General features: G+C 64.6%; 20 protein-coding genes and 1 pseudogene. 8 read left to right on the plus strand and 13 right to left on the minus strand.

Annotated elements, in window-relative coordinates:
• Positions 1-6: 6 nt before the first annotated feature.
• From EYE42_RS12995 to EYE42_RS13030, 8 genes are all read left to right on the plus strand, one after another.
• Positions 7-612 carry a glutathione S-transferase family protein gene (locus tag EYE42_RS12995; protein WP_130991749.1) on the plus strand — a complete coding sequence of 202 codons (606 nt, stop codon included), beginning with the start codon at positions 7-9 and terminating at the stop codon, positions 610-612.
• A complete protein-coding gene (locus EYE42_RS13000) occupies positions 609-1,361 on the plus strand; it encodes an ABC transporter ATP-binding protein (protein WP_211657946.1) in 753 nt (250 codons plus the stop codon). The genes EYE42_RS12995 and EYE42_RS13000 overlap by 4 nt, the downstream gene beginning before the upstream one ends.
• Positions 1,354-2,052, plus strand: a complete 699-nt coding sequence (locus EYE42_RS13005) for an ABC transporter ATP-binding protein (protein ID WP_130991750.1) — start codon at positions 1,354-1,356, stop codon at positions 2,050-2,052. Before EYE42_RS13000 ends, EYE42_RS13005 begins: the two co-directional genes overlap by 8 nt.
• Before the next feature lies 1 nt (position 2,053).
• On the plus strand, positions 2,054-2,941 hold the full coding sequence (locus EYE42_RS13010; protein WP_130991751.1) for a branched-chain amino acid ABC transporter permease: 888 nt from the start codon (positions 2,054-2,056) through the stop codon (positions 2,939-2,941).
• A 10-nt stretch (positions 2,942-2,951) separates the two neighbouring features.
• Complete coding sequence (locus EYE42_RS13015; protein WP_130991752.1) at positions 2,952-3,905, plus strand: branched-chain amino acid ABC transporter permease; 954 nt, start codon at positions 2,952-2,954, stop codon at positions 3,903-3,905.
• Between the two features lie 17 nt (positions 3,906-3,922).
• Positions 3,923-5,020, plus strand: a complete 1,098-nt coding sequence (locus EYE42_RS13020) for a CaiB/BaiF CoA transferase family protein (RefSeq protein WP_130991753.1) — start codon at positions 3,923-3,925, stop codon at positions 5,018-5,020.
• A 151-nt stretch (positions 5,021-5,171) separates the two neighbouring features.
• Positions 5,172-10,466: an ExeM/NucH family extracellular endonuclease gene (locus EYE42_RS13025; RefSeq protein WP_130991754.1), complete on the plus strand. Its 5,295-nt coding sequence runs from the start codon at positions 5,172-5,174 to the stop codon at positions 10,464-10,466.
• Positions 10,467-10,502: 36 nt separating this feature from the next.
• Positions 10,503-11,081, plus strand: a complete 579-nt coding sequence (locus EYE42_RS13030) for a hypothetical protein (RefSeq protein WP_130991755.1) — start codon at positions 10,503-10,505, stop codon at positions 11,079-11,081.
• A gap of 102 nt (positions 11,082-11,183) precedes the next feature.
• On the opposite strand, the gene EYE42_RS16035 is transcribed toward EYE42_RS13030, so the two are convergent.
• From EYE42_RS16035 to soxZ, 13 genes and pseudogenes are all read right to left on the minus strand, one after another.
• A complete protein-coding gene (locus tag EYE42_RS16035) occupies positions 11,184-11,351 on the minus strand; it encodes a hypothetical protein (RefSeq protein WP_165455792.1) in 168 nt (55 codons plus the stop codon).
• On the minus strand, positions 11,348-12,715 hold the full coding sequence (locus tag EYE42_RS13035; RefSeq protein ID WP_130991756.1) for an amidase: 1,368 nt from the start codon (positions 12,713-12,715) through the stop codon (positions 11,348-11,350). Before EYE42_RS13035 ends, EYE42_RS16035 begins: the two co-directional genes overlap by 4 nt.
• Positions 12,699-14,123: a TRAP transporter large permease gene (locus tag EYE42_RS13040; RefSeq protein WP_130991757.1), complete on the minus strand. Its 1,425-nt coding sequence runs from the start codon at positions 14,121-14,123 to the stop codon at positions 12,699-12,701. The genes EYE42_RS13035 and EYE42_RS13040 overlap by 17 nt, the downstream gene beginning before the upstream one ends.
• 46 nt (positions 14,124-14,169) lie before the next feature.
• The gene (locus tag EYE42_RS13045) at positions 14,170-14,754 is read right to left on the minus strand and encodes a TRAP transporter small permease subunit (protein ID WP_130991758.1); all 585 of its coding nucleotides are present in this window, start codon (positions 14,752-14,754) and stop codon (positions 14,170-14,172) included.
• A 66-nt stretch (positions 14,755-14,820) separates the two neighbouring features.
• The gene (locus tag EYE42_RS13050) at positions 14,821-15,957 is read right to left on the minus strand and encodes a TRAP transporter substrate-binding protein (RefSeq protein ID WP_130991759.1); all 1,137 of its coding nucleotides are present in this window, start codon (positions 15,955-15,957) and stop codon (positions 14,821-14,823) included.
• Between the two features lie 267 nt (positions 15,958-16,224).
• Entirely contained in the window at positions 16,225-16,563 is a 339-nt protein-coding gene (locus EYE42_RS13055) for a c-type cytochrome (protein ID WP_130991760.1), read from the minus strand.
• A gap of 55 nt (positions 16,564-16,618) precedes the next feature.
• The gene (locus EYE42_RS13060) at positions 16,619-17,992 is read right to left on the minus strand and encodes a PQQ-dependent sugar dehydrogenase (RefSeq protein ID WP_130991761.1); all 1,374 of its coding nucleotides are present in this window, start codon (positions 17,990-17,992) and stop codon (positions 16,619-16,621) included.
• Positions 17,993-18,550: 558 nt separating this feature from the next.
• Complete coding sequence (locus EYE42_RS13065) at positions 18,551-18,988, minus strand: pseudoazurin (RefSeq protein ID WP_130991762.1); 438 nt, start codon at positions 18,986-18,988, stop codon at positions 18,551-18,553.
• Positions 18,989-19,107: 119 nt separating this feature from the next.
• Positions 19,108-19,818: pseudogene (locus tag EYE42_RS13070) on the minus strand (c-type cytochrome); the annotation flags it as partial.
• The gene (gene soxC, locus EYE42_RS13075; RefSeq protein ID WP_130991764.1) at positions 19,802-21,073 is read right to left on the minus strand and encodes a sulfite dehydrogenase; all 1,272 of its coding nucleotides are present in this window, start codon (positions 21,071-21,073) and stop codon (positions 19,802-19,804) included. The gene soxC and the pseudogene EYE42_RS13070, both read right to left, overlap by 17 nt.
• A 14-nt stretch (positions 21,074-21,087) precedes the next feature.
• Positions 21,088-22,779 (minus strand): thiosulfohydrolase SoxB, encoded by a 1,692-nt coding sequence (soxB, locus tag EYE42_RS13080; RefSeq protein WP_130991765.1) that lies wholly within the window; start codon positions 22,777-22,779, stop codon positions 21,088-21,090.
• A 75-nt stretch (positions 22,780-22,854) separates the two neighbouring features.
• Positions 22,855-23,724 carry a sulfur oxidation c-type cytochrome SoxA gene (gene soxA, locus EYE42_RS13085; protein WP_130991766.1) on the minus strand — a complete coding sequence of 290 codons (870 nt, stop codon included), beginning with the start codon at positions 23,722-23,724 and terminating at the stop codon, positions 22,855-22,857.
• 62 nt (positions 23,725-23,786) lie between these two features.
• A complete protein-coding gene (gene soxZ, locus EYE42_RS13090) occupies positions 23,787-24,116 on the minus strand; it encodes a thiosulfate oxidation carrier complex protein SoxZ (RefSeq protein WP_130991767.1) in 330 nt (109 codons plus the stop codon).
• Positions 24,117-24,127 lie beyond the last annotated feature (11 nt).

Here is a 24,127-nt window from a genome sequence, read left to right on the forward strand (position 1 = left end):
CGGGCGATGAAGCTGCTGAAGAACACGACCTCGCCCTTTGCCCGCCTGGCCCACGCCATGCTGATCGAGGCGGGCGCCGCGCCCGAGGTCGAACTGGTGAACCCCTGGGCCGACCCCGAGGCGCTGACAGAGGCAAATCCCGCGCGTCGGGTGCCGGCGCTGATCCTGGACGACGGCACCATCCTGACCGAGGCGATGCTGATCGCCCGCCACGCAACGGCGATCAGCCCGCAAGGATCGCATCTGCGCGACGACGATCCGGCCAAGCTGGCCATTGCAGGGCTGGGTTTCGGCACGATCGAGGCAGCGGTCTATATCATGACCGGGCGCAAGATCGTCTCGAACGATCTGGCGGTCACCGACTTCGACCGCCACCCGGTCGCGGATCGCCGCCGCGGCGCCATGCGCGACAGCCTGACCCGGATCGAGGCGCAGGCCGACCGGCTGTCGCACGACCGCATGGGGCTGGCCGAACTGATTGTGGCGGACGCGATCCAGTATCTGGATTTCCGCTTTCCGGGTGCCGACTGGCGTCCGGCGATCCCGCGGCTTGACGCCTGGCTGCGGGACGCGATGGCGCAGCCCTCGGTCCGCGACACGGTACCGACATGAACATGCCCGTCCTGTCGGCGCGGGGGCTGACCAAGCGTTTTGGCGGCTTTACTGCAACCGACGGCGTTAATCTGGATGTTGCGCAGGGCACGATCCATGCGCTGATCGGGCCGAACGGGGCGGGGAAATCGACCCTGTTCGCGCTGCTGACCAAGTTCCATACCCCGACCGCCGGCCAGATCCTGCTAGATGGCGAGGATATCACCCGGCTGTCCCCGCCCGAAATCGTGCGGCGCGGGATGGTGCGGTCCTTTCAGATCTCGGCCGTCTTTCCGCATCTGACGCTGCTGGAAAACGTCCGCGTCGCCCTGCAGCGGCGGGTCGGTCTGGACCGGCAGTTCTGGCGCCCCGCCTCGGCCCTGTCGCGGTTGGACGGGCAGGCCATGGAACTGCTGGATCAGGTCGGGCTGGCCGATCATGCCCATAGCCTGGCCAGCGCCATGTCCTATGGCCGCAAGCGCACGCTGGAGATCGCGACCACGCTGGCGCTGGACCCGCGTGTGATGCTGCTGGACGAACCGATGGCCGGGATGGGGCGCGAGGATGTCGTCCTGATCGAGTCGCTGATCCGCCGTGTGGCCCGGGGCCGGACGGTGCTGATGGTGGAACACAATCTGGGTGTGGTCGAGACACTGGCCGACCGTGTCACCGTGCTGGCCCGCGGCGCTGTCCTGGCCGAGGGCAGCTTTGCCGAGATCCGCGCCAATGCCGAGGTGCGGCGATCCTATATGGGGTCCGATCATGGCTGACCTGCTGAACATCCAGGGGTTGCAGGGCTGGTATGGCGAAAGCCATGTCCTGCACGGGATCGACCTGACGGTCCGGCCGGGCGAGACGGTGGCCCTGATCGGCCGCAACGGCGCGGGCAAGACCACGACCCTGCGCGCGCTGATGAAGCTGCTGGACCGGCGCGCGGGCCGGATAGAACTGGACGGACAAGATCTGATGGCGCTGCCCCGCCACAAGGTCGCCGGGCGCGGGCTGGGCTATGTCCCCGAGGAGCGCGGCATCTTCACCAGCCTTTCGGTGGCCGAGAACCTGCGATTGCTGCCCCGTACCGGCAAGGGCATGGACGACGCGCAGATCTTCGAATTCTTTCCGAACCTCCGCGAAAGGCTGTCCTCGGACGGGGGCAAGCTGTCGGGGGGCGAACAGCAGATGCTGGCCATCGCGCGGGTGCTGCGCACCGGACCGCGTCTTCTGCTTCTGGACGAACCGACCGAGGGGCTGGCCCCCGTGATCGTCCAGCGCATCGGCCAGATGCTGCGGGCCCTGAAGGATCAGGGGCTGGCGATGCTGCTGGTCGAACAGAACCTGTCCTTTGCCCGAGCCCTGGCCGACCGGTTCTATCTGATCGAGAACGGCCGCATCACCGGCAGCTTCGATCGTTCCGAATTCGAGGCGCACGCCGACCGCGTCGCCGCCACCGTGGGGGTCTGACATGGCCGAGTTTATGGGCATCCCGCTTCCGGTTCTGTTCGGACAGCTTCTGATCGGCCTGTTCAACGGGGCGTTCTATGCGATCCTCAGCCTGGGACTGGCGATCATCTTCGGGCTTTTGCGGGTCATCAACTTTGCTCATGGCGCGCTTTACATGCTGGGGGCGTTTGCGGCCTTCCTGATGGGCGAATGGCTGGGCCTGTCCTTCTGGGTGCTGCTGATCGCGGCGCCTCTGGCGGTTGCCGCCTTTGCCGCTTTGGTCGAAAGGCTGCTGCTGTCGTGGCTGCGGGGGCTGGACCCCCTTTATGGCCTGCTGCTGACCTTCGGTCTTGCCCTGGTGATCGAGGGATTGTTTCAATGGCGCTTCGGCGTGGCGGGGCAGCAATTCCCGATGCCTGCCTCGCTGTCGGGCACGACGATCCTGGGTCCGCTGATCCTGCCCCACTATCGTGTCTTCGTGATCCTGGCTGCCCTGGCGGTCTGCCTGCTGACCTGGGCCGCGATCGAGCGCACCCGGATCGGCGCCATCCTGCGCGCCGCGACCGAGAACCGCCCCCTGGCCGAGGCCTTCGGCTTCAACGTGCCGCTGCTGATGACGGCGACCTATGCCTTTGGCGCAGGGCTGGCAGGCTTGGCGGGCGTGCTGGCGGCGCCGGTCTTTCAGGTCAGCCCGTTGATGGGCACGAACCTGATCATCGTCGTCTTTGCCGTGGTGGTGATCGGCGGCATGGGGTCCATCGGCGGGGCGATCCTGGCGGGACTGATGCTGGGACTGGCCGAGGGCCTGACCAAGGTCGTCTATCCCGAGGCATCGAACATCATCGTCTTCGTCATCATGGCGATTGTTCTGTTCTTCCGTCCCGCCGGCCTGTTCGGCAAGGCAGCCTGAGGTGTCACAGATGACCGACCTGTCCCTGACCACCGCCTCGCGCCCCCGCGTCATGCGCCTTGCGGTGCCCGCCCTGCTGCTGGCCCTGCTGGTGGTTGCGCCGATGCTGGCCTATCCGCTGTTCGTGATGAAGCTTTTGTGCTTTGCGCTGTTTGCCTCGGCCTTCAACCTGCTTCTGGGCTATACGGGTCTGCTGTCCTTCGGCCACGCCACCTTTTTCGGCGGGGCGGGCTATGTCACCGCCCACGCGATCAAGGCCTGGGGGCTGGAGCCGCTGTCGGCCATCCTGCTGGGCACGCTGGCCGCCACGGCCATGGGGCTGGTCATGGGCGCGGTGGCCATCCGGCGGCAGGGCATCTATTTCGCAATGACCACGCTGGCGCTGTCGCAGATGGCCTATTTCCTGTTTCTTCGCGCGCCGTTCACCAATGCCGAGGATGGCATCCAGAACGTCCCGCGCGGCGCGGCCCTGGGCCTGATCGACCTGAACGACATCACCCATCTTTATGTGCTGGTCGCGGGCATCTTCGTGCTGGGCATGGGCATCATCTGGCAGGTGATCCATTCCCCGTTCGGTCATGTCCTGCGCGCCATCCGCGAGAATGAAACCCGCGCCCAGTCCCTGGGTTACCGCGTTGACCGCTACAAGCTGGGGGCCTTCGTGATCTCGGCCGGGCTGACCGGTCTGGCGGGGGCCACGAAGGTGCTGGTGTTTCAGATCGCCACGCTGAACGACGTGTCCTGGCAGATGTCGGGGTCGGTGATCCTGATGGGGCTTCTGGGGGGCGTCGGCACCGCCGCGGGCCCCAGCGTGGGCGCCGGTCTGATCATCACCATCGAGAATTACCTGGCCACAACGGGCTTTCCCGTGCAGGTGATCCTGGGCCTGATCTTCATCCTCTGCGTGCTGACGTTCCGCCAGGGCATCGTCGGCACGCTGGCTGCGCGGCTGCGTCGCGCCTGAGCATATCGGAGCCATCCATGACCCTTCCCCTGACGGGCCTCAAGGTCGTGGCCGTCGAACAGGCGGTCGCCGCCCCCTTTGCCACCTCGCGCCTGGCCGACGCCGGGGCCGAAATCATCAAGATCGAGCGCCCCGAGGGCGATTTCGCCCGCGGCTATGACGCCGCTGCGGCGGGTCAGTCCAGCTATTTCGTCTGGCTGAACCGGGGCAAGTCCTCGGTCGTGATGGATCTGGCCGACCCCGCCGACAAGGCGCGTTTCGCCGAACTGGTCGCCGGGGCGGATGTGCTGGTGCAGAACCTGAAACGCGGCGCCTTGGCGCGGCTGGGCTTTGCCCCCGAGGATTTGCTGGCCCGCCACCCCCGGCTGATCACCTGTTCCATCACCGGCTATGGCGAAGGCGGCCCCCTGGCCGACCGCAAGGCCTATGACCTGCTGATCCAGGCGGAGTCGGGCCTGTGTTCCATCACCGGCGGCCCGTCCGAGCCGTCGCGCGTCGGCATGTCCATCGTGGACGTAGCGACCGGAGCCACCGCCCATGCCGCGATCCTCGAGGCGCTGATCGCACGGGGGATCACGGGGCAGGGGGCGAATATCTCGATCTCGATGTTCGACGTGATGGCCGACTGGCTGACCGTGCCGCTTCTCAATCACGAGGCGGGCCACAGTCCCCGGCGGGTCGGGATGGCGCACCCCTCGATATCGCCCTACAGCGCCTTTGCCACGTCGGACGGCCAGTTGGTCCTGATCTCGGTCCAGAGCGACCGGGAATGGCGCAAGCTGGCCGAGATCTTTCTGGGGCGGCCCGACCTGGGCCGCGACCCGCGCTTTGCCACAAACGTGGCGCGGGTTGCCAACCGCGACCAGACCGACGCAATCGTGGCGGCGGCCTTTGCCGGCATGACCGCCGATCAGGCGGTCGCGCGCCTGTTGCAGGCCGATGTGGCGCTGGCCCGGGTGAACGACATGGCGGGACTTTCCGCCCATCCGCATCTGCGGCGCATCACCGTCCAGACGCCGAACGGTCCGGTCAGCTATCCCGCGCCTGCCCCCCAGATCGCGGGCAGGGCACGCGGCTATCGTCCCGTTCCGGCCTTGGGCGAGATGCAGGAATAATCCCGAAGGCGGTGCCGGCCCGAGGCGCCGCTGCTGCCCGGTAAAGGCGGAAATCCGCAAGGGATTAAGAAAGCTTTAACGAACTGTCAGAGATCCGTCATTTACTTCCGTTAACCGTTCAAGCCTGAATGGCGAGCAGGAGTGGAATGCGATGTCGGATTTGGTCATTACCGGGGTTATCGACGGCCCGCTGACGGGCGGTCTGCCCAAGGCGATCCAGTTCTATGTGCTTGACGACATTGCCGATCTTTCGGCCTATGGCATCGGGTCCGCCAACAATGGCGGCGGCTCGGACGGGGCCGAGTTCACCTTTCCGGCCCAGCCTGCGACCCGGGGCAGCGTCCTGTATGTCGCCACCGAATCCACCGAATTTCAAAGCTATTTCGGTTTTGCCCCCGATTTCGTCAGCGCCAGTGCCGCCTCGATCAACGGGGATGACGCCATCGAACTGTTCCGGGACGGGACGGTCGTCGATGTGTTCGGCGATGTGAATGTGGACGGCACCGGGCAGGCCTGGGATTATCTGGACGGCTGGGCCTCGCGCAAGCCGGGCAGCCTGCCCAGCCCGATCTTCGACGCGGCGGAATGGACCTTTTCGGGACCGAACGCGCTGGACGGCACCACGACCAATGCCGGGGCCGGCAATCCCTTTCCCGTATCCGGTTACGGACTGCCCCAGCCCTTGGTCATCAACAAGGTGCTGGGTTCGACCGCGGGCGCGGATTCGGAATTCATCGAACTGGTCGGTCAGCCGGGGCAATCACTGGCGGGCTATAGCCTGATCGTCGTCGAATCGGATGCCAGCGCAGGGTCGGTCGTGAACGGCACGATCGACGCGCGGTTCGATTTCGCGGCCGATCATGCCGTGGGCGACAACGGGTTCTTCTTAGTGGGGAACGATCTGGTGCAGGGCGTTTACGGCGTCGCGCCGAACGCGCTGATCCCGCAGAACTTTGTCGAGAATTCCAGCTATACCCTGGCCCTTGTGGAAACCGCCTCGCTGACCGGCAACGCCGTTACGGGCACCGAGGTCGTTCTGGACGCCCTGGGCGTCACCGATGGCGAGGGGGCGTCCTTCTTCCACTTTGGCGCCCCGGTGATCGGCCCGGACGGCACGAACCTTCCCGCCGGCGCGATTCGCGTGGAAACCGGCGTGGACACCGATCAGGCGTCGGATTTCGCCTTTGCCAGCTTCGGCAACGATCCTGCCGTCAATCAACCGACCGCCGGTACCTTTGGCGGTGATGGCGGTGGCAGCTATGCCGAGGTGAAGATCCATCAGGTCCAGGGCGCGACCAATCTGGCCGACGGCACCCTGGTGGGCGTGCCGGGTGCGGCCGACGAAAGCCCGCTGCTGGGCCAGGCGGTCCGCGTGCAGGCGGTCGTCACGCAGATCATGGCGGGTCTTGGCGGATTTTACATCCAGGAGGAAGACGGCGACGCGGATGGCGATGTCTATTCCTCCGAGGGCATCTTCATTGCCTCGACGGCCGCCGTGCAGGTCGGCGACCTGATCACGGTCGAGGGCATCGTCGGCGAAACCGGGGGCGAGACGCGCATCACCGCCGCATCGGTCGCGGTGGAATCCAGCGACAACGCGCTGCCTGCGGCCACGGAGATCGAATTTCCGACCGCGACCGTGCTGCGCGATGCGGATGGCGATTACGTCGCCAATCTGGAAGCCTACGAGGGGATGCGCGTCACCGTCCCCGAACAGATGACCGTCAGCGAACTGTTTCAGCTTGACCGTTTCGGCACGATGCGCCTGACCTCGGAAGGCCGGATCGAAACCTTTACCCAGACCAACGCCCCCAGCGTCGAGGGGTATCAGGACTTTCTGAAGGAGGTCGCGTCCCGGTCGCTGGTGCTGGACGACGGATCGAATGCCCAGAACCCGGCCGACCTGAACGTCCCCTTCCTGGGCGACGATGGCATCCTGTCGGCGGGCGACAGCTTTCGCATGGGCGACGGCTATACCGGCCTGACGGGCGTTCTGTCCTTTTCGCACGACAGCGCCGCGGGCAGCGAAGAGCCTGAATACCGGATCCACCAGCCTGCCGAGGGCACCCTGGTTCAGGAAAATCCCCGCCCTGTCGATGCGCCCGAGGTCGGCGGCACCGTCAAGGTGGCAGCCTTCAATGTGCTGAACTATTTCACCACCATCGACGGCGGCACCGGGCCTGACGGCAGCCAGTCCCCGCGCGGCGCCGACAATAGCACCGAGTTCGCGCGTCAAGAGGCCAAGCTGGTCGCCGCGATCACCGCGCTTGATGCCGATGTCATCGGCCTGACCGAAATCGAGAACGATCCGGCGGGATCGGTGTCGCTGACGGCGCTCGTGTCGGCGCTGAATGCGGCGGGCGGCACTTGGGGCTTTGTCGATGCGGGCGCGATCGAGGGGGTGCAGGGCGGCGTCCTGGAGGGCGACGCGATCAAGAACGCCTTTATCTACAATACCGAAACCATTGCGCTGAACGGCGATTTCGCCCTGCTGGACGAAGCCGTCGATGCGCGCTTCGAAACCGAAGGCGTGCAGCGCCCGTCGATTGCCCAGACATTCACCGAAAAGGCCAGCGGCGAAAGCTTTACCGCCGTTGTCAACCATCTGAAATCCAAGGGATCGCCCGTGAACGGCGACGTGGATAGGGGCGACGGGCAGGGCGCCAGCGCCAATGTCCGCACCAGTGCGGCCGAGGCCCTGGCCGACTGGATCGCGGGCGACCCCACCGGTACGGGCGAAGATGACGTGATCCTGCTGGGCGACTTCAACGCCTATCGGCAAGAGGACGCGATCACCGCGCTGCGGTCGGGCGCCGACGGGGTGCTGGGCACCGCCGACGACATCACCGACCTGGGCGCGATGTTCGACGCCGGCAGTCCCAGCTATGTCTTCGATGGCATGACCGGCACGCTGGATTATGCCTTTGCCAACGCCAGCATGGTGGGCAAGGTGACGGGCGCGGGCTATTGGAACATCAATGCCGACGAGGCCGATGCCCTTGACTACAACACCGATTTCGGGCGCGATCCGTCGCTGTGGACCGGCGATGCCTTCCGCTCGTCGGACCATGATCCCATCGTCGTTGGCCTTGATTTCGGCGGTCCGGCGCAGATGGTCTACAACCTTGAAATCCTGCACATGTCGGACCAGGAGGGGAACGGATCGTCGGTCGTCTATGCGCCCAATGCCTCGGCGGTGCTGAATGCGCTCGAGGCGCAAGATCTAGGCAATGACGGGCTGTCGGACAACACGATCCGGCTGGCGTCGGGCGATGCGATCATTCCCGGCGCCTTTTACGACGCATCGGCTGCGGTCTTTGGCCATGGCGGCGTGGCCGACATCCAGATCCTGAACGAAATGGGCTTCCAGGCGGTCACGCTGGGCAACCATGAATTCGACAAGGGCACGGCCGAGCTGGCGCGACTGATCGGCGGCACCGCCACGGCCAGCTTTGCCGCCCTGACCGGCACCGCGCTGGAAGGGATGGCCTTTACCGGGACCGACATGCCCTATCTGTCCGCAAACCTGGACGTGACCACGGACCCGAACCTGGCACCCCTGTATGCGGCGGGCAAGATCGCCAAATCCACCGTGATCGAGGAAGGTGGCGAATTGATCGGCGTCGTCGGCGCCACCACGCCGACACTGGCCCGCATCTCGTCCTCGGGCGGGGTGACGGTCAGCCCGGTCTGGGCGGGCACAACGCCCACCGAGTCGGAACTGGATGCCCTGTCCGCGATCATCCAGGCCGAGGTCGATGCCCTGCTGGACGCCAACCCGACAATGAACAAGGTGATCCTGCAAACCCACATGCAGATCCTGGGGATCGAGGAATCGCTGGCCGCCCGCCTGTCCAGCGTGGACGTGGTCATCGCCGGCGGATCGAACACCCGCCTGGTGGACGAGACGGACCGGCTGATCGACGGCGACGTGGCCCAGGGCACATATCCGAAATTCATCGCCAATGCCGATGGCGGCGTGACCGCCCTGGTGAATACGGACGGCAACTACAAATATGTCGGCCGCCTGGTGATCGACTTTGACCAGAACGGCAACATCGTCCAGGAAAGCTATGATGCCACCGTGTCCGGCGCTTATGCCACCGACAGCCGGGGCGTTGCCGATCTGGGGGCCGAAGCCTTTGTCGATCCCGAGGTCCAGGCCCTCACCGACGCCATCGAGGCGCAGATCATCGCAACGCAGGGCAATGTCTTCGGCGTGTCCAACGTGTTCCTGAACGGCAACCGCGCCGGGGACAATACGGCTGACAGCCCGGACGGTGTGCGGACCCAGGAAACGAACCTGGGCAACCTGACGGCCGACGCCAACCTCGCCTATGCGCGTGACTATGACGACACGGTGCTGGTCTCGATCAAGAACGGCGGCGGCATCCGCACCTCGATCGGCGAAACCGTAGTGCCGGCAGGCAGCAACGAGGCCGTGCGCGGCCCCAACGGCGCCCTTCTGGACAGCGACGGCAACGTCATCAAGCCCGAAGGCGGCATCAGCCAGGCCGATATCCAGGCCGCGCTGGCCTTCAACAACGATCTGACGCTGATCACCGTGACCCGCGCCAATCTGGTCGAGGTGCTGGAACATGCCGTCGCGCAGGCGCCGGCTGCCGCCGGCCAGTTCGCCCAGGTTTCGGGCATCCAGTACAGCTTCGATCCGGCTCAGCCCGCCGGATCGCGCATCATCAGCGCGGCCATCACCGATGCCGACGGCAATGACATCGACGTGCTGGTCCGGGGCGGAGAGATCGTCGGCGATGCCGGGGGCCAGGTGCGTCTGGTCACGCTGGGCTTCCTGGCGGATGGCGGCGACGGCTATCCGTTCAGGCCCATCGACCGGGTCAGTCTGGGCGATCTGGACGGCGACGGCGTGGCCGATGCGGTGCGCGACGGTGCGGCGGACTTTGCCGACAACGGCACCGAACAGGATGCCTTTGCGGAATATCTGGCCGAATTCTTTGCCACCCCGGATACCGCCTATGACATGGCCGACCTGGGATATGGTGGGGACGACCGCATCCAGAACCTGGCGTTCCGCAGCGATACGGTCATCGACCAGGCCGATCTGAACATCGTGATGGGCACCTCTGGCCGTGACCGGCTGGAAGGTACGGAGGGCGACGACCTGCTGATCGGCGCGGGCGGCAACATGGACCATTTGACCGGCGGTGCAGGCGAGGACGTGTTCTTCTTCGGCTTCGAGGCGCTGGACGGCATCCGCGCCCGCACCACCGTCATGGACTATGAGGTCGGTGTGGACCGGATCGCATTGGCCCAGGGCGTTGCGGTGGCCAGCCTGCAACAGGCCGGCAAGACCGTCGTGGCCTATCTGGACGACCCGATGGGCCGCGATGACGCGATCTACATCCGCGGCGACGGCGTTACGGTCGCCAACGTCACCTTTGAAAACGACTACCTGCTGGTGGGCGCGTAAGCGCGCCCCCGGCCCATCCTTGTGGGAACCATTGCCATGTTCAAGTTTCTGTCTGCCGCCATCCTTGGCCTGTTGCCGCTGGGCGCAAGTGCGGCGCCTGTCGCCTCTCCCGTCATCGACGTTCCGCTGGCCAGCGGGGCATTCGTGGCCTTTGACGGCCGGGGCGACTTTCTGGGTTTCGATGCCCCCGCCGCCAGCCAGGGCCTTGCCGTCACGGGCGAACTCGAGGCCGATCTCAGCGTCAACTTCGACCTTGCCGATCCCTATGGCGATGCCGACGGCGCCTTTGCGCTGCGCGATGACGGTCTGACGGTGCTCGAGGGCTTTCTGGACACGATCACCCCCGGCTCGGATATGCTGTCGCTGATCTTTACCGGGCTTTCGGGTGATCTGGCCGCTGCCTTTGGCGATGGCCTGACGGTCGATCTGTTCTTTTTCGACAGCCTTGGCGACGATCCTTTGGCCGCCCTGACGGGAGGCATGAACTACGACATCGCCTATGTGGTCGAAGGCATCGCCCAGCCGGCCCCCATCCCCCTGCCGGCGGGCGGCCTGCTGTTGATGTCGGGGATCGGCCTTCTCGCTCTGCGGCGGCGTTGCAAAGCGCAGGCCTGAACCCTGATCCGCCGCGCGCGTAAAGGCGCGGCATTCTTCTGATCAGCGCGCCCTTGCCGATCGGCAGGGGCGCGTTGGTCCTGACGCGGCGGTTTTTGCCTGTCAGCCCGACCGGCTGCGCCGTCCGAAGGTCGTGTAAAGATCCCACGCCGCAAGGGCCAGCGTGATGCCGACCACGCCGATCAGGTCCAGCCGCGGAACGTGAATGACCAGGATGGCAAGAAACGCCACAAGAAAGACAAAGGCCAGAACAGCCATAAGAAGATTCATGATGTCGATCCTTCATGCCGTGAGGTTTCGAGATGCGCGGCCAGCCAGCGGGCCGTGCGCAGCAGCCGGGCGTCATCACCGCGCCGCCCGACCAGTTGGATGCCCATCGGCAGGCCGTTTTCGGCCTTGAACACCGGCAGCGTGATCGCCGGCATTCCGGTCAGGGTCCAAAGACCGTTGAAGATCGAATCGCCGGTATCGGCCAGACCCCTTGGCGCGGGCCCTGGCGCGGCGGGGCACAGGATCGCATCGCAGCGCGCGAAGACCGGCTCCATCCCCGCATTCAACACCGGACGCCAGTCAAGGGCCGCAAGATAGTCGCGGGCAAGCACCGCCTTGCCTTCGTCCATGGCGGCGCGCAGGATATCGGACATCCGGTCCTGTCCGCGGCGTTCCAGCGAATAATAGCATTTCGCCATCTCGGCCATGTTGATGCGGCGGCGGATCGCGGCGGCGTCCTCCAGGCCCGGAACGTCAACCTCGAAGCACTGATCGCCCAGAAAGGTCGCCAGTTCCTGCACGGCGGCAATGGTCTGCGGCTCGGCCTTGTCCCAGCCGGGCGGTTTCAGCAGGGCAAAGGCCGGCGTCACGGGCGGCGGCGCCATGGCCGTGTCCAGCAGGCGCGGCGACGGCAATGCCTCGGTCGCGCAGTCGGCGGGATCGTGGCCGGCCAGAACCTCGGCCAGCAGGGCGCAGTCGGCGACGCTGCGGGCGAAGACACCGACAGTGTCCAGGGTCTGGGATTGCATCAGGATGCCCGTCCTGGGGATCAGCCCAAAGCTGGGCTTCAGGCCGACGATTCCGCAAAAGGCCGCCGGGCGGATCACCGACCCGCCGGTCTGGGTGCCCACCGCCAGCGGCACCATGCCCGCAGCGACCGCCGCCGCCGACCCTTGCGACGATCCGCCCGGCGTATGGTCACCGTCATGCGGGTTGCGGGTCTTACCCGGATGCAGGAACGCGCATTCGGTCGTGACCGTCTTGCCCAGGATCACCGCGCCTGCCGCCCGCAGCCTTGCGACGATCCAGGCGTCTTCGGCGGGAACGCGGCCCCCGTCGATGGGGGTGCCGTTTTCGGTCGGGATGCCCCTGGTGTCGATGATGTCCTTCAGCCCGACCGGCAACCCGTGCAGCGGTCCCAGCGACCGCCCGGACTGGCGCCACTGGTCCAGACGCTGCGCCTGCGTCAGGGCGTGATCCTCGTCCAGCCAGGCCCAGGCGCCGACCTGAGGCTCCAGTTCGGCGATCCGGTCCAGGCAGGCCCGCACCAGATCGACCGACCGCAGCGCGCCCGAGGCCAGGCGGTCGCGCATCTCGACCGCCTCGAGCCCCAGGACGGCCTGTCTCTTATCGCGAGGGGCCATAAACGGCATCCGGCAGGCTGAAGACGATCTGCGGAAAGATGTACATCAGCAGCATGGCGATCAGGACCAGCCCGCAATAGGGCAGCACCCCCGCAAAGATCTCGGTCAGCTTCATGCTGGGCGGCGCGATGCCTTTGAGGTAATAGGCGCTCATCGCCATGGGGGGTGTCAGGAAGCTGGTCTGGAGGTTCAGGGCCACGAGAACTCCGAAGAACAGCGGGTCGATCCCGAACAGCGGCAGCAGCGGCAGGAAGATCGGCACGAAGATGATGATGATCTCCGACCACTCCAGCGGCCAGCCCAGCAGGAAGATGATCAACTGTGCGATCAGCAGGAACTGGATCGGTGTCAGGTCCAGGCCCTGCACGAACTCGGCGATGACCTGCTCTCCGCCCAGATAGCTGAAGACCGCAGAGAAGGTATAGGAACCGACGAACAGCCAGCAGACCATGGCCGTCGTCCGCACCGTCAGATAGACGCTCTCGCGCAACCGGGAAAAGGTCATCGCCCGATAGGCGACGGCCAGCAGGATGCCGCCAAGGGCACCGATGGACGCGGCCTCGGTCGGCGTGGCAAGGCCGAACAGGATGGAGCCCAGCACCGCCAGAATCAGGACGGCCAGCGGCAGAAAGCTGGTGGCCAGCATCCATATCAGCTTGCCCAACGGCACGCTTGGCAGCTCTGCCTCGGTGGGCTTGGGCGCCAGCGACGGGTTCAGGATCGCGCGTGTCACGATATAGATGAAATACAGGCCGACCAGCACAAGGCCGGGCAACATAGCCGCTGCATAGAGCCGCACGATCGAAACCCCGGACGAGGCCGCATAGACGATCAGCATGATCGACGGCGGGATCAGGATCCCCAGGGTTCCGCCGGCACAGATGATACCGGCCGCAAAGCTGTGGTCATAGCGCATCTTCAGCATCTGCGGCAGCGCCAGAAGGCCCATCAGGGTGACGACCGCGCCCACGATCCCCGTGGCTGTCGCGAACAACGCGCAGGTGATCAGCGCCGCCACGCCAAGCGCGCCCGGCAGGTTTCGCGTCGCCACCGCCAGGGTGCCGAACAGCTTGTCCACGATATTGGCGCGTTCCACGATGTATCCCATGAACAGGAACAGCGGGATCGCGGTCAGAACCTCGTTCGAGATGACCGTATAGGTCTGGTTCACGAACAGGTCGAAGATCCGGTTGTTGTAGAATCCCTCGATCCAGAGCTGGGTGGATTCCCACAAGCCGGCGTCGTCTTCCAGTCTGTTGAACGATCGCCACATCCGGCTCGGATCATAATAGGCGTAATAGCCGAAGCCGATGCCGATCGCCATCAGCGTGAAGGCGATCGGAAACCCCAGGAACACACAGAAGATGAAGATGCCCAGCATGAACAGGGCGATCTGCGGATCGGTCACGGCGCTAACTCCAGATTTCGGATTGGCATGAAGGATGAAACCGGCGTCAGGCCGGGCCGTGCGGCTGTTCTTCGGTCGCCTTTTGCATCAGGATCGTCTCGGTTTCCTCGACATCCCAGTCCAGAGGCGGCCAGGTGCCGGTGCGGATGCACATGATGCAGCGCATGACCTGCGCGATCCCCTGAAGAAACAGCAGAATCCCCGCGGCGACGATCACCGTTTTGAACTGATAGATGGGAATGCCGGCGGGGCTGTTGACCGACACCTCGCCATAGTTCCAGGACCGAGCGGCGTATTTCCAGCCGGCAAAGATCAGCGCCAGAATGCCGGGAAAGAAGAACAGGAAGTACAGGACCAGATCCACCCGCGCCTGGGTCCGGTCAGACCACAGCCGATACAGGAAATCGCCGCGCACATGGCCGCCGCGCGACAGCGTATAGGCGCCCCCCATCATGAACATGGTGCCGTACATCATGAAGCTGATGTCCAGCGCCCAGGGCGTCGGCTGGTTGAACAGGTACCGGACCATCACCTCGTAGCTCATCCCGATGGTCATCAGGATGACCAGCCAGCCAAAGGCCTTGCCGAACCAGGCCGACAGGCTGTCGGAAAACTGAATGTATCGCTGCATTGCTGAATGTTCCCAAGGACCGCGTCACAGTTTCGGGGGGCGCGGGGTGCCCGCGCCCCCGGCGGGTCACAGCTTCAGCTTGCCCGGATAGTAGTGCTCGAAGGCCAGTCCCAGGTCCGGTGCGTTCATCAGTTCGTAATAGGCGACCTGTTCGGTCCAGGCGCGCTGGCTGTCCATGACCTTCTTGTTGAAGGGATCGGCCTCGAGATCGACGATCAGCTTGTCCCAGGCGTCAAGCTGGGCGGCCAGGATTTCCTTTGGCGTGCGGTGCACCGTGACCCCGCCCGCCGACAGTTCGGCCAGATCCTTGGAGTATTCGCGCATCGCCAGCGCCAGGTTCGAGGTTGCCGAGGCCTCGACGCCATAGCGCAGGATGGCCTGCAGATCCTCGGGCAGGTCGTCCATGAAGTCCCGGTTGAAGATGAACTCGAAGGACTCGGATGCCTGGTGATAGGACGACAGGTAATAGTTCTTGGCCACGTCCTGCGCACCGAAGCGGCGGTCGGACGACGGGTTGTTGAATTCAAAGGCGTCGATCACGCCGCGCTCCATCGCGGGCACGATCTCGCCGCCCGGCAACTGGGCCACGGACATGCCCATGCCCTGCAACAGGTCCGCCGCAAGGCCCACGGTGCGGTATTTCAGCCCCTGAACGTCGGCAACCGTGTTCACCTCGTTCTTGAACCAGCCGAAGGGCTGCGCCGGCATCGGCATGCCCATGTAGCCATAGACGTTCAGGCCCAGGATATCCTGGGTCAGTTCGCGATAAAGCTCGGCCCCGCCGCCTTGATAGAACCAGGCCAGCATGGTCGTGGCCGACCCGCCGAACACCGGGCCGGTCCCGAAAAAGGATGCCGCCTTGGACTTGCCGTACCAATAGACGGGAACGGTATGAGTGGCATCGATCAGGCCATCATGGACCGCGTCCATCACCTGAAAGGCGCCGACCACGGATCCGGCGGGCATCAGGTCGATCGTCAGGCGGCCGCCCGACATCTCCTCGACCCGGGTGGTGTATTCGCGCGCCATGTCCATCCAGATATCCGAGGCCGGCCACGAGGTCTGCATCTTCATGACGATCGGGGCCTGCGCCAGCACGGGCGGCGCGGCCAGGGCGGTGGCCGCTGCCGCGGTCCCGCCCACGGCCCCCGTGCGCAGGAAAGAGCGGCGCGAGAATCGCGCGGATTCAACGGTATCGGTCATAGATGTCCTCCCAGACGATGAAGTCGCTTGGCGCGACGCAGTATTTATCCATTCGAGTAGAAACGGCGAAATCGGTTTGCGCAACTGGACTTTTTGTGGACATCCCCAATTAATTCGACAGTTGTTGGTAATTTGAGTGATCCCAGGCCCGACGGGAACGGCCTGGGCGGTCGATATCCCTCAAGCAAAGCGGAACCCCTGGCCGCATGGACAGGGGGCCTGGACCATCGCCGCCCGCGGCCTCAGGGCCGCAAGCGGGCGCCACGATCACTCGGGCAGGGTATAGGTCGCCGTGATCGAGGCATACCAGTCGGAAAGGGCCTTGATGTCCTCATCCGTCAGATCCTGGGCGATGATGGTCATCTGCGGATCCTCGCGCCGGGCGGCGCGAAAATCCTGCAACTGCTTGGACAGGTATTCCGCGCTCTGTCCGCCGATATTGGGGATCATCGGGTTGGTTCCCACGCCGTCGATCCCATGGCAGACCCGGCAGGTTTGGACAGGTTCGGGGGGTGTTCCGGCCGAATCCCCGGCACCTTGGGCAAGGGCCGCGCTGGCGCCCAGGCCAAACGCGGCAAACAGGGCCGCGCCGTGAAGTGATCTCATGATGTGCAGCTTTCCTTGGGTGGTGAGGGGGCGGCCAGAGCCGCCCCGATAAAGGTCAGTTGGCGGGTGCGGAAGGCGGCGTTGCGGCCGCGTCCCCATCGGTGTCGCCTGCGGCATCGTCCGGGGCCTCGTCGGTTTCCGGTTCCGCAGTCCCGGCATTGTCGGTGTTGCCCGACGCATCGCCGGTATAGGCGATCCGCCAGATCGCCCCCGCATAGTCGTCCGACACCAGCATCGAGCCATCGCGCAGGAAGGCGATGTCCATCGGCCGGCCGCGATATTCGCCGGTTTGTTCATCCAGCCAGCCGTCTGCGAACACCTCGGTTCCGGCGGCGTTGCCGTCGGCGTCAAGCCGGGTGAACATCACCCGCGCGCCCACCGGAGTGGTCCGGTTCCAACTGCCATGCTGGGCCGAGAAGATGCCGCCGCGATATTCCTCGGGGAAGGAATTGCCGCGATAGAAGCTCATGCCCAGGTCGGCGGCATGGGCATCGGTCTTGACTTGCGGCTCGATGAACTCGACCCCTTCGGGGCGGGGCACGTCCTTGTATTCGGGGACCTCGACCCCGGCATTGACCCAGGGGAAACCGAAATGCTGGCCGGCTTCGGTCTGGCGGTTCAACTCGCCCGGCGGGATGTCGTCGCCCATGCCGTCCACCTGGTTGTCGGTAAACCACAGGTCGCCGTTGGCCGGGTTGAAGTCATGGCCGACCGAATTGCGGATGCCGCGCGTGAACACCTCGCGTTCGCTGCCGTCGGTGTTCATGCGGATGATACCGCCGATGCCGATCTCGTCGTATTTCTGCAGCTTGTCCTGCGGCTGCACGTTGTAGGGCTGGCCCAGAGAGATATAGAGCTTGCCATCCGCCCCGACGCGGCAGACCCGCGCGGTGTGGTTGAAGCTTTCTTCCTCGACGGGGATCAGCTCGCCCTTGGGGACAACGGTGCCCACGGCGGGGTCGGGGCCTTCAAAGAAGAACTCGGCCGCAGGGAAGGTCAGCACCCGGTTGCGCTCGACGATATACAAAAATCCATCGGGCGAGAAACAGGGTCCGTTCGGAATGTCGAAGGTCAGCGAGGGGGCGAAATCCATGACCTCGTCGGCGACCCGGTTGCGGTCGCGATCCACGACCGACCAGACCTTGTCCTTGCGCGTGCCCACAAAGACCACGGTGCCCTGCGGCGCCACGGCCATGGACCGGGCATCGGGAACCACCGCGTAAAGGCTGATCTCGAAGCCATCGGGCAAGTTGATATGGGGCAGGATCGCCTGAAGCGATTCGGCGGTGGGGCCGGTCTGTTCGACCCGCGTAAAGGTGGCGTCGCTGCGCTGCATGCCCTGCAGCGCTTCCAGATCCTCCTGGGCAAGGGCCGGCGTGGCAATGGCGGTCGTCAGAAGCAGTCCGCAAAGTCCGATGCGTGTCATCATGTCTCCTCCCTGGTGCAGTCCCGTTCGTTTCAGGCAAGTTCTGGCGCCCCGTCCTGTTGGGCGCACGATCTTTTCGGTCAGGACCGATCCGGCCGCCTCGGGCGACATCGCAATTGAGTGCCACACGGGTTTGCCGGGCCTGAACGGATGTTCAACAATTGCGAAATATTCTCAACAGCTTTGTTGAGGGGGTCAGACGAATGACGCACACCGGAATTTTTCGCCCCTGCCGCATCAGGGTGACTTGCGCCAGGCCGGGCATGTGACTGCCAGGCTGGCCTGCACGGCAAATGTTGACGAGGCGGTGCGGGATCGGGCGGTTCGCGCAGCGGTGCCAAGGGGGTAATGGCCGCCACCAAAGGCTGAAGACCATTGGTTCAGGATGCGTTGATGATCGAAGGCCGCCTCGAGCCCTGCAGGACAAGGACGGTTCCTTGAAACCTGCCGCGGGGCTGGGGGCGTTCTGTCGAGCCGCGCGGGATGGGCGTCATGGCCGACAGCGATTGCCCTGCGAGGGGGGCCGACCGGCCCCCTCGCAGGCTTCTTGGGAACTGTCGGCTATTCGACCTGTGCGATGGCCGCGTCCATCCGCTCGCGCGCCTTTTTCGACATCTTCGCGCTCTTGGCGGCCTCCAGGTTGGCAGGGGCGTCGCCCACCTGGATCAGGCCCACCATGCCCATGCCGAAATGAGGGGTGCATTTGACGCCGTAAACCCCAGGCTCGGTCACGGTCAGGACGAACTCCTCGTTCAGCTTGCTTTTGAAGGTCTCGACCCCCTCGGGCAGGATGTCGGCGATGGCTTCGACGTTATGGCTCTTGTCAGTGGGAACAAAGGTGATGGTATCGCCCGGCTCGGCCCGGACGAAGGCCGGTTCGAATACCATCGGCCCGTCCTCGCCCTTGTTCAGCATCTGGACCTGATAGTCGGCGGCAAATCCGGCTCCGGAAAGGGCAAGAAGGGCCGCAGGAACGGCAAGGCAAGAAAGAAGGTTCATCACGTGGTTTCCTGTGTTGGAATCAATAACGGCGCGATCCGAATTTCGGTCGCGGTCCAATCCGGGCCATCGCGGCCCGGATCGCAGTCGGCCTTTCGGGTTCAGTTCAGGCCGACATCCTCAGCGGCATCCTCACCCTCCTCGGCCGGCGCCGCATCATCGGAACTGCCGGGTGTGACATCCAGAACCGATGCGCGCATGGTCACTTCCACCGATTCCTTGCAGTTTTCCATGCACGGTTCGGCCGAAAAGACGCCGTATTCCGTTTCCTCGCGGTCGTCCGGGATGAAGCCGTCCACGTTTGGCAACTGGACCTCGGTGAAGTTCTCGCGCGACAGAACGAAATCGTCCTCGACGAGGGCATTGGAGTACAGAAGATAGGCCACGATCGCATAGGTGTCGTCGGCCGACAGGATCTGAGCATTGCCGAACGGCATCGACCGGTGGACATAATCCCAGACCGTCGAAAGATACGGCCAATAGCTGCCGATGGTCTTTTCAGGGTTCTGCTGATCCAGCGTGCCCTCGCCCCCCGCCAGAGAGGGCCAGTTGTCCAGCCCTTCGGCAAAGTCGCCATGGCAGGCCGCGCAATTTTCCAGATACACTTCCTCGCCCGTCATCACGTCGCCGGACCCTTCGGGCAGGCCGGTGCCGTCGGGGCTGACATCCAGATTCCAGGCCGCCACTTCCTCGGGCAGCGCGGGGCGGCCCAGGCCCAGCGGTTGGGACGCGGCGGCTGCGTCCTGGGGTTGCGTGGCCGGCGTCTGGGCCATGGCCGGTCCCGCCGCGAGAATGATCAGCAGGGCGGCTGTTTTAGGAGACTTCGACATTTTCCGCGCTTCCGTCTTTCTTGATCCACCAGGTCTGGATACCGTTGTTGTGATAAATCGAGTTCTCGCCCCGGATCTCGCGCAGCGCGTTCTTGGTGGGCTGCACATAGCCTGTCTCGTCCACGGCGCGCGATTGCAGCAGCATTTCCTCGCCATCCCAGATGTGATCCAGATAGAACCGTGTCATTGCCATCCGCACCCCCGGCTGGGCCAGCCGCGCGGTGGTCCAGTTCCTGCCGCCGTCCACCGACACGTCCACCCGCGTGATCGCCCCGCGCCCGGACCAGGCCAGCCCGGTGATGACCATCGGGCCGGGGCCGTGCTTGATGGCCACTTGCGGGCTGGGGGCGGTCACGACCGATTTCGCATCCATCACCCAGGTCCATTTGCGCGAGATGCCGTTGTCCAGGGTGTCAGTGTATTTCGAGGTTTCCTCGCGGCTTTCGACCGGGCCGGCCGTCACCTCGATGCGGCGCAGCCACTTGACCCACAGGTTGCCTTCCCAGCCCGGAACGACCAGGCGCGCGGGATAGCCGTGTTCCTTGCGCAGCGCCTCTCCGTTGGCCTTGAAGGCGACCATCACGTCGTCCATCGCCTTTTCGATCGGGATCGAGCGGCCGTTCGACGAGGCGTCGGCGCCCTCGACAAAGATCCACTTGCCCTCGGGCTTGACGCCGGCCTCGGCCAGCAGGGTCTTCAGCGGCACGCCGACATATTCCATGTTGTGGATCATGCCATGGGTGAACTGCGATCCGTTCAACTGCGCGCCGGCCCATTCCATGCCGGTATTGGCCGCGCATTCGCAGAAATAGACAGCCTGGCTGCGCGGGAAGCGTTCCAGATCGTCATAGGTGAAAACCAGTTCGCGATCCACCAACCCGTTGATCATCAGACGATAATCGGACTTGGCCAGCTCGATCGCCCCCGAATGGTGGCGTTCAAAGGCACAGCCCGCCGGGGTGATCGTTCCATCAAGCTGATGGATCGGGGTGAAGTTGATCGAACTGATCGTGTCGGCGGTCAGCCAGGACACGTTGCGGCGGATCACATCGGATTCGAAATGGATGGGCAGGCCATAGGGCGTGGCATCCACGCCGTCGCCGGTATAGCGCGCCCAGTCCTGAACCTCGGTGATCAGCGGATCGGGGCCGCCCTGCGCGCGCGCCATGGCTGCGGCCGCAGGCAGGGCGACGCTTGCGGCCAGTCCGGCGCGCATGAAACCCCTGCGGCTGGTTGTTCCCGGTCTATGGGTCATGCGAACCCCCTCCTTCATAGTCCCTTGACGGTAATGTTCGAAACGGGCGCGTCCTGCCTCACCCCACCGCTCTTGCGGATATGGTCCTCGACCACGTCCCAGATCTGCGGCCCTTCGGTGCCTTCGTTGATCGAGGCCCAGCCGGCAACCACATAGCTGCGGGCGGGATCGATCGGGGTATCGTCGGCAATCAGGCGCAGGTCGGTGATGCGGTTGCCCATCGCGGCCATGGGGTCGATGCTGTAGGCAAGACCGCCAACACGCACCATGTCGCCCCCCTGCTGATAATAGGGGTCGGGGTTGAAGATGTTGTCGGCCACGTCCTCCATGACCGTCTTCAGCGTCTCGCCGGTCATCTCAGAGCGGTAGCACTGGCCATAGGTCATCGAGGTGACGGAATGGATGTCCTCGCGCGTGATGTCGCCCGGCAGGACCGATGCACCCCAGCGGACCCCGGGCGACAGCGCGATCTCGGCGTCGCGCTCCTCCAGGATGGCGCGGCAGATCACGTCGTCCCAGGTGCCGTTGAAATTGCCCCGGCGATACAGCAGGTGGTCGGTCTGTCCGATGACAGCTTCCAGATCCGCCGTGAAGGGGGCCCGGATATCGTCGATCAGCGCCGCCATCTCGGGGTCGGGCTGGATCACGTCGGAAAAGACCGGGATCAGCTTGTGGCGGAACCCCGCCATCCGGCCGCCCTGCACGTCCAGATCGACGCGGCTGACGAACTTGCCGTGGCTGCCCGAGGCGATGATGATCGTCTCGCCCACCAGGACCGGCTCGGGGATGGCGTCATGGGTGTGGCCCGACAGGATCACGTCGATGCCCCTGACCCGCCCCGCCATCTTGTGATCGACGTCAAAGCCGTTGTGGGACAGACAGACGACGAGATCGACGTTCTGGCTGCGTAGTTCGTCCACGACCTCCTGCATCCGTTCCTCGCGGATGCCGAAGCTGTATTCGGGGAACATCCATTTCGGATTGGCGATGGGCAGATAGGGGAAGGCCTGGCCGATCACGCCGACGGCCAGATCGCCCTTCTGGATGATCTTGTAGGGCTCGAAGGCGGGTTCGTCCCATTCGACATCATAAATGTTGGCGCCCAGGAAGGGGAACTGACACATCTCGATCAGTTCCTGCACGCGGGTCGTGCCGAAGGTGAATTCCCAATGGCTCGACATGGCCTCGATGCCCAACAGGTTCTGGACCCGGACCATGTCCTCGCCCATGGTCTTGAGACTGGTATAGCTGCCGTGCCAGGTATCGCCGCCATCCAGCAGGATCGAATCCGGACGGGCGGCGCGGATCGCCTTGACCACCGTGGCAACCCGGTCGAAGCCGCCCATGCGGCCATAGCTGCGTGCAAGGGATTCAAAATCGGGATAGGTCAGGGCATAGGCTTCGGGACTGCCGGGCGCGATGCCGAACATCTTCTGGAAGCTCTCTCCCACCACATGCGGCACGCGGCCTGCGGCCTCTCCGACGCCGATGTTGGTGGCCGGCTCGCGGAACCAGACGGGCCGCAGATGCGCATGGGCATCGGTGACATGGATCAGCGTCAGGTTGCCGAAATCGTCGAACTGCAACAGTTGATCCTGCGTCAGCGCCTGCTGCGCCATCGCGCGCGACCAGTTCGTCATTCCCAGCCCGGCAAGGATCGCCGAGGTCGCCAGACCAGCCTGTAGAAATTCCCTGCGCGAAGCCACGTTCACCTCATCATATTCATATATTTGCACGTGTTATGTGCAGTAATCCGCCGCGCACGGGCACGGCGGCGGTGGTCAATGCCGGACGGCAGGGGTTTCGACGGGCAGGCCCAGACCGCGCGAGGCGACATACAGCTCAAGTTCGCGGAACTCCTGGCTGCCGGCCTCGAAGGGCACGCCGCGGGTGTCGCGGACGCATCCGACAAAACGCTGATGCGTCGATACCGCACCCTGGTCCTTCAGGCGATACAGCGGAAAGCCGTTGATCTGCCCCTGGCTGAGATGGTCCGAGCGGATATAGTTGCCATAGTTGTCCTCGTGGCAGTTCGCGCAGGACATCTCTAGCTGGCCATAACGGGTATAGTACATTTCCTTGCCCTTTTCCCAAAAGGGCGCGGCCTCGCCGTCGATGGCGACCGCGACGGGCATGCCGCGCGACTGCAACCCGATGGCGGCCGTCATGTTCTTCATCTCCTGGCTGTTCCACCCCCAGGCCTCGGCGCCCATGCGGTTGGTACGGCAGTCGTTGACGAAGTTCTCGAGCGACCACAGTTCGCCTTTTTCCGTCACCTTGGGCAGCGCGGCGCGAACGCCCTTCATGCTGTCCTCGATGGCATTGTGGCAATCCGCGCAGGACTTGCCCTCGGTGCCGTCGGGTGTGTTCCAGGTCTCGATCCCGGCATCCACGAACAGGAACATCGGGTTGTCGAAGTCGTCCTTTTGCATCGCCCGCGTATCGGGGTCGCGGAACAGCCAGCCGGAATAGATCGTATCCCCCAGGGCACCATCAAGATGCGCGGGCGCCGGGGCCTGGGTCGGCACTTCTTCCTCGCCATTGATGACCAGTTGGTCGTCCTGGGCGGGCTCGGCCCGTGGGCCGGTGGCGATCAGGGCCAAAGTCGCCGCCAGGACCGTCACCGCCGTCATGGTATGTTGCAGCTTCATCTTGCCGTTTTCCTTTCTGGCGATGTCGGCACCCAGGACCGGATCGGGCCGGGGTCTTGGAATCAGGAAACCTCGACCTTTTGCGCGTCTTCGTAAACGGACCCGTCGTCGTCATACCAGGTGAACTTGAATTCCCCGGTTTCCGGCACCTTGGCGTCGAATTCCAGATAGGGATTCGTGCTGATCGCCGGTTCCAGGGTGGTATCCAGCACCATCTGACCGTTGAATTCGGCGGTGAAGCGGTTGATGATCGACCGGGGAATGAGGTTTCCGTCCTTGTCCTTGCGCTGACCGGACTCCATCGGATGCGAGATCAGCGTCTTGATGGTGATGACCTCGTCCTTGGTTGCGGTTTTCGGGACGCGGACGCGCGGTTTGACGTTTTCTGCCATGTTCCTGTTCC

Source organism: Paracoccus subflavus (assembly GCF_004310345.1).
GTDB classification, from domain to species: domain Bacteria; phylum Pseudomonadota; class Alphaproteobacteria; order Rhodobacterales; family Rhodobacteraceae; genus Paracoccus; species Paracoccus subflavus.

Coding starts and splice junctions, on each gene's coding strand:
- EYE42_RS12995 (WP_130991749.1), top strand. CDS start 7: ATGAAGCTGCTGAAGAACACGACCTCGCCCTTTGCCCGCCTGGCCCAC.
- EYE42_RS13000 (WP_211657946.1), top strand. CDS start 609: ATGAACATGCCCGTCCTGTCGGCGCGGGGGCTGACCAAGCGTTTTGGC.
- EYE42_RS13005 (WP_130991750.1), top strand. CDS start 1,354: ATGGCTGACCTGCTGAACATCCAGGGGTTGCAGGGCTGGTATGGCGAA.
- EYE42_RS13010 (WP_130991751.1), top strand. CDS start 2,054: ATGGCCGAGTTTATGGGCATCCCGCTTCCGGTTCTGTTCGGACAGCTT.
- EYE42_RS13015 (WP_130991752.1), top strand. CDS start 2,952: ATGACCGACCTGTCCCTGACCACCGCCTCGCGCCCCCGCGTCATGCGC.
- EYE42_RS13020 (WP_130991753.1), top strand. CDS start 3,923: ATGACCCTTCCCCTGACGGGCCTCAAGGTCGTGGCCGTCGAACAGGCG.
- EYE42_RS13025 (WP_130991754.1), top strand. CDS start 5,172: ATGTCGGATTTGGTCATTACCGGGGTTATCGACGGCCCGCTGACGGGC.
- EYE42_RS13030 (WP_130991755.1), top strand. CDS start 10,503: ATGTTCAAGTTTCTGTCTGCCGCCATCCTTGGCCTGTTGCCGCTGGGC.
- EYE42_RS16035 (WP_165455792.1), bottom strand. CDS start 11,351: ATGAATCTTCTTATGGCTGTTCTGGCCTTTGTCTTTCTTGTGGCGTTT.
- EYE42_RS13035 (WP_130991756.1), bottom strand. CDS start 12,715: ATGGCCCCTCGCGATAAGAGACAGGCCGTCCTGGGGCTCGAGGCGGTC.
- EYE42_RS13045 (WP_130991758.1), bottom strand. CDS start 14,754: ATGCAGCGATACATTCAGTTTTCCGACAGCCTGTCGGCCTGGTTCGGC.
- EYE42_RS13050 (WP_130991759.1), bottom strand. CDS start 15,957: ATGACCGATACCGTTGAATCCGCGCGATTCTCGCGCCGCTCTTTCCTG.
- EYE42_RS13055 (WP_130991760.1), bottom strand. CDS start 16,563: ATGAGATCACTTCACGGCGCGGCCCTGTTTGCCGCGTTTGGCCTGGGC.
- EYE42_RS13060 (WP_130991761.1), bottom strand. CDS start 17,992: ATGATGACACGCATCGGACTTTGCGGACTGCTTCTGACGACCGCCATT.
- EYE42_RS13065 (WP_130991762.1), bottom strand. CDS start 18,988: ATGAACCTTCTTTCTTGCCTTGCCGTTCCTGCGGCCCTTCTTGCCCTT.
- soxC (WP_130991764.1), bottom strand. CDS start 21,073: ATGACCCATAGACCGGGAACAACCAGCCGCAGGGGTTTCATGCGCGCC.
- soxA (WP_130991766.1), bottom strand. CDS start 23,724: ATGAAGCTGCAACATACCATGACGGCGGTGACGGTCCTGGCGGCGACT.
- soxZ (WP_130991767.1), bottom strand. CDS start 24,116: ATGGCAGAAAACGTCAAACCGCGCGTCCGCGTCCCGAAAACCGCAACC.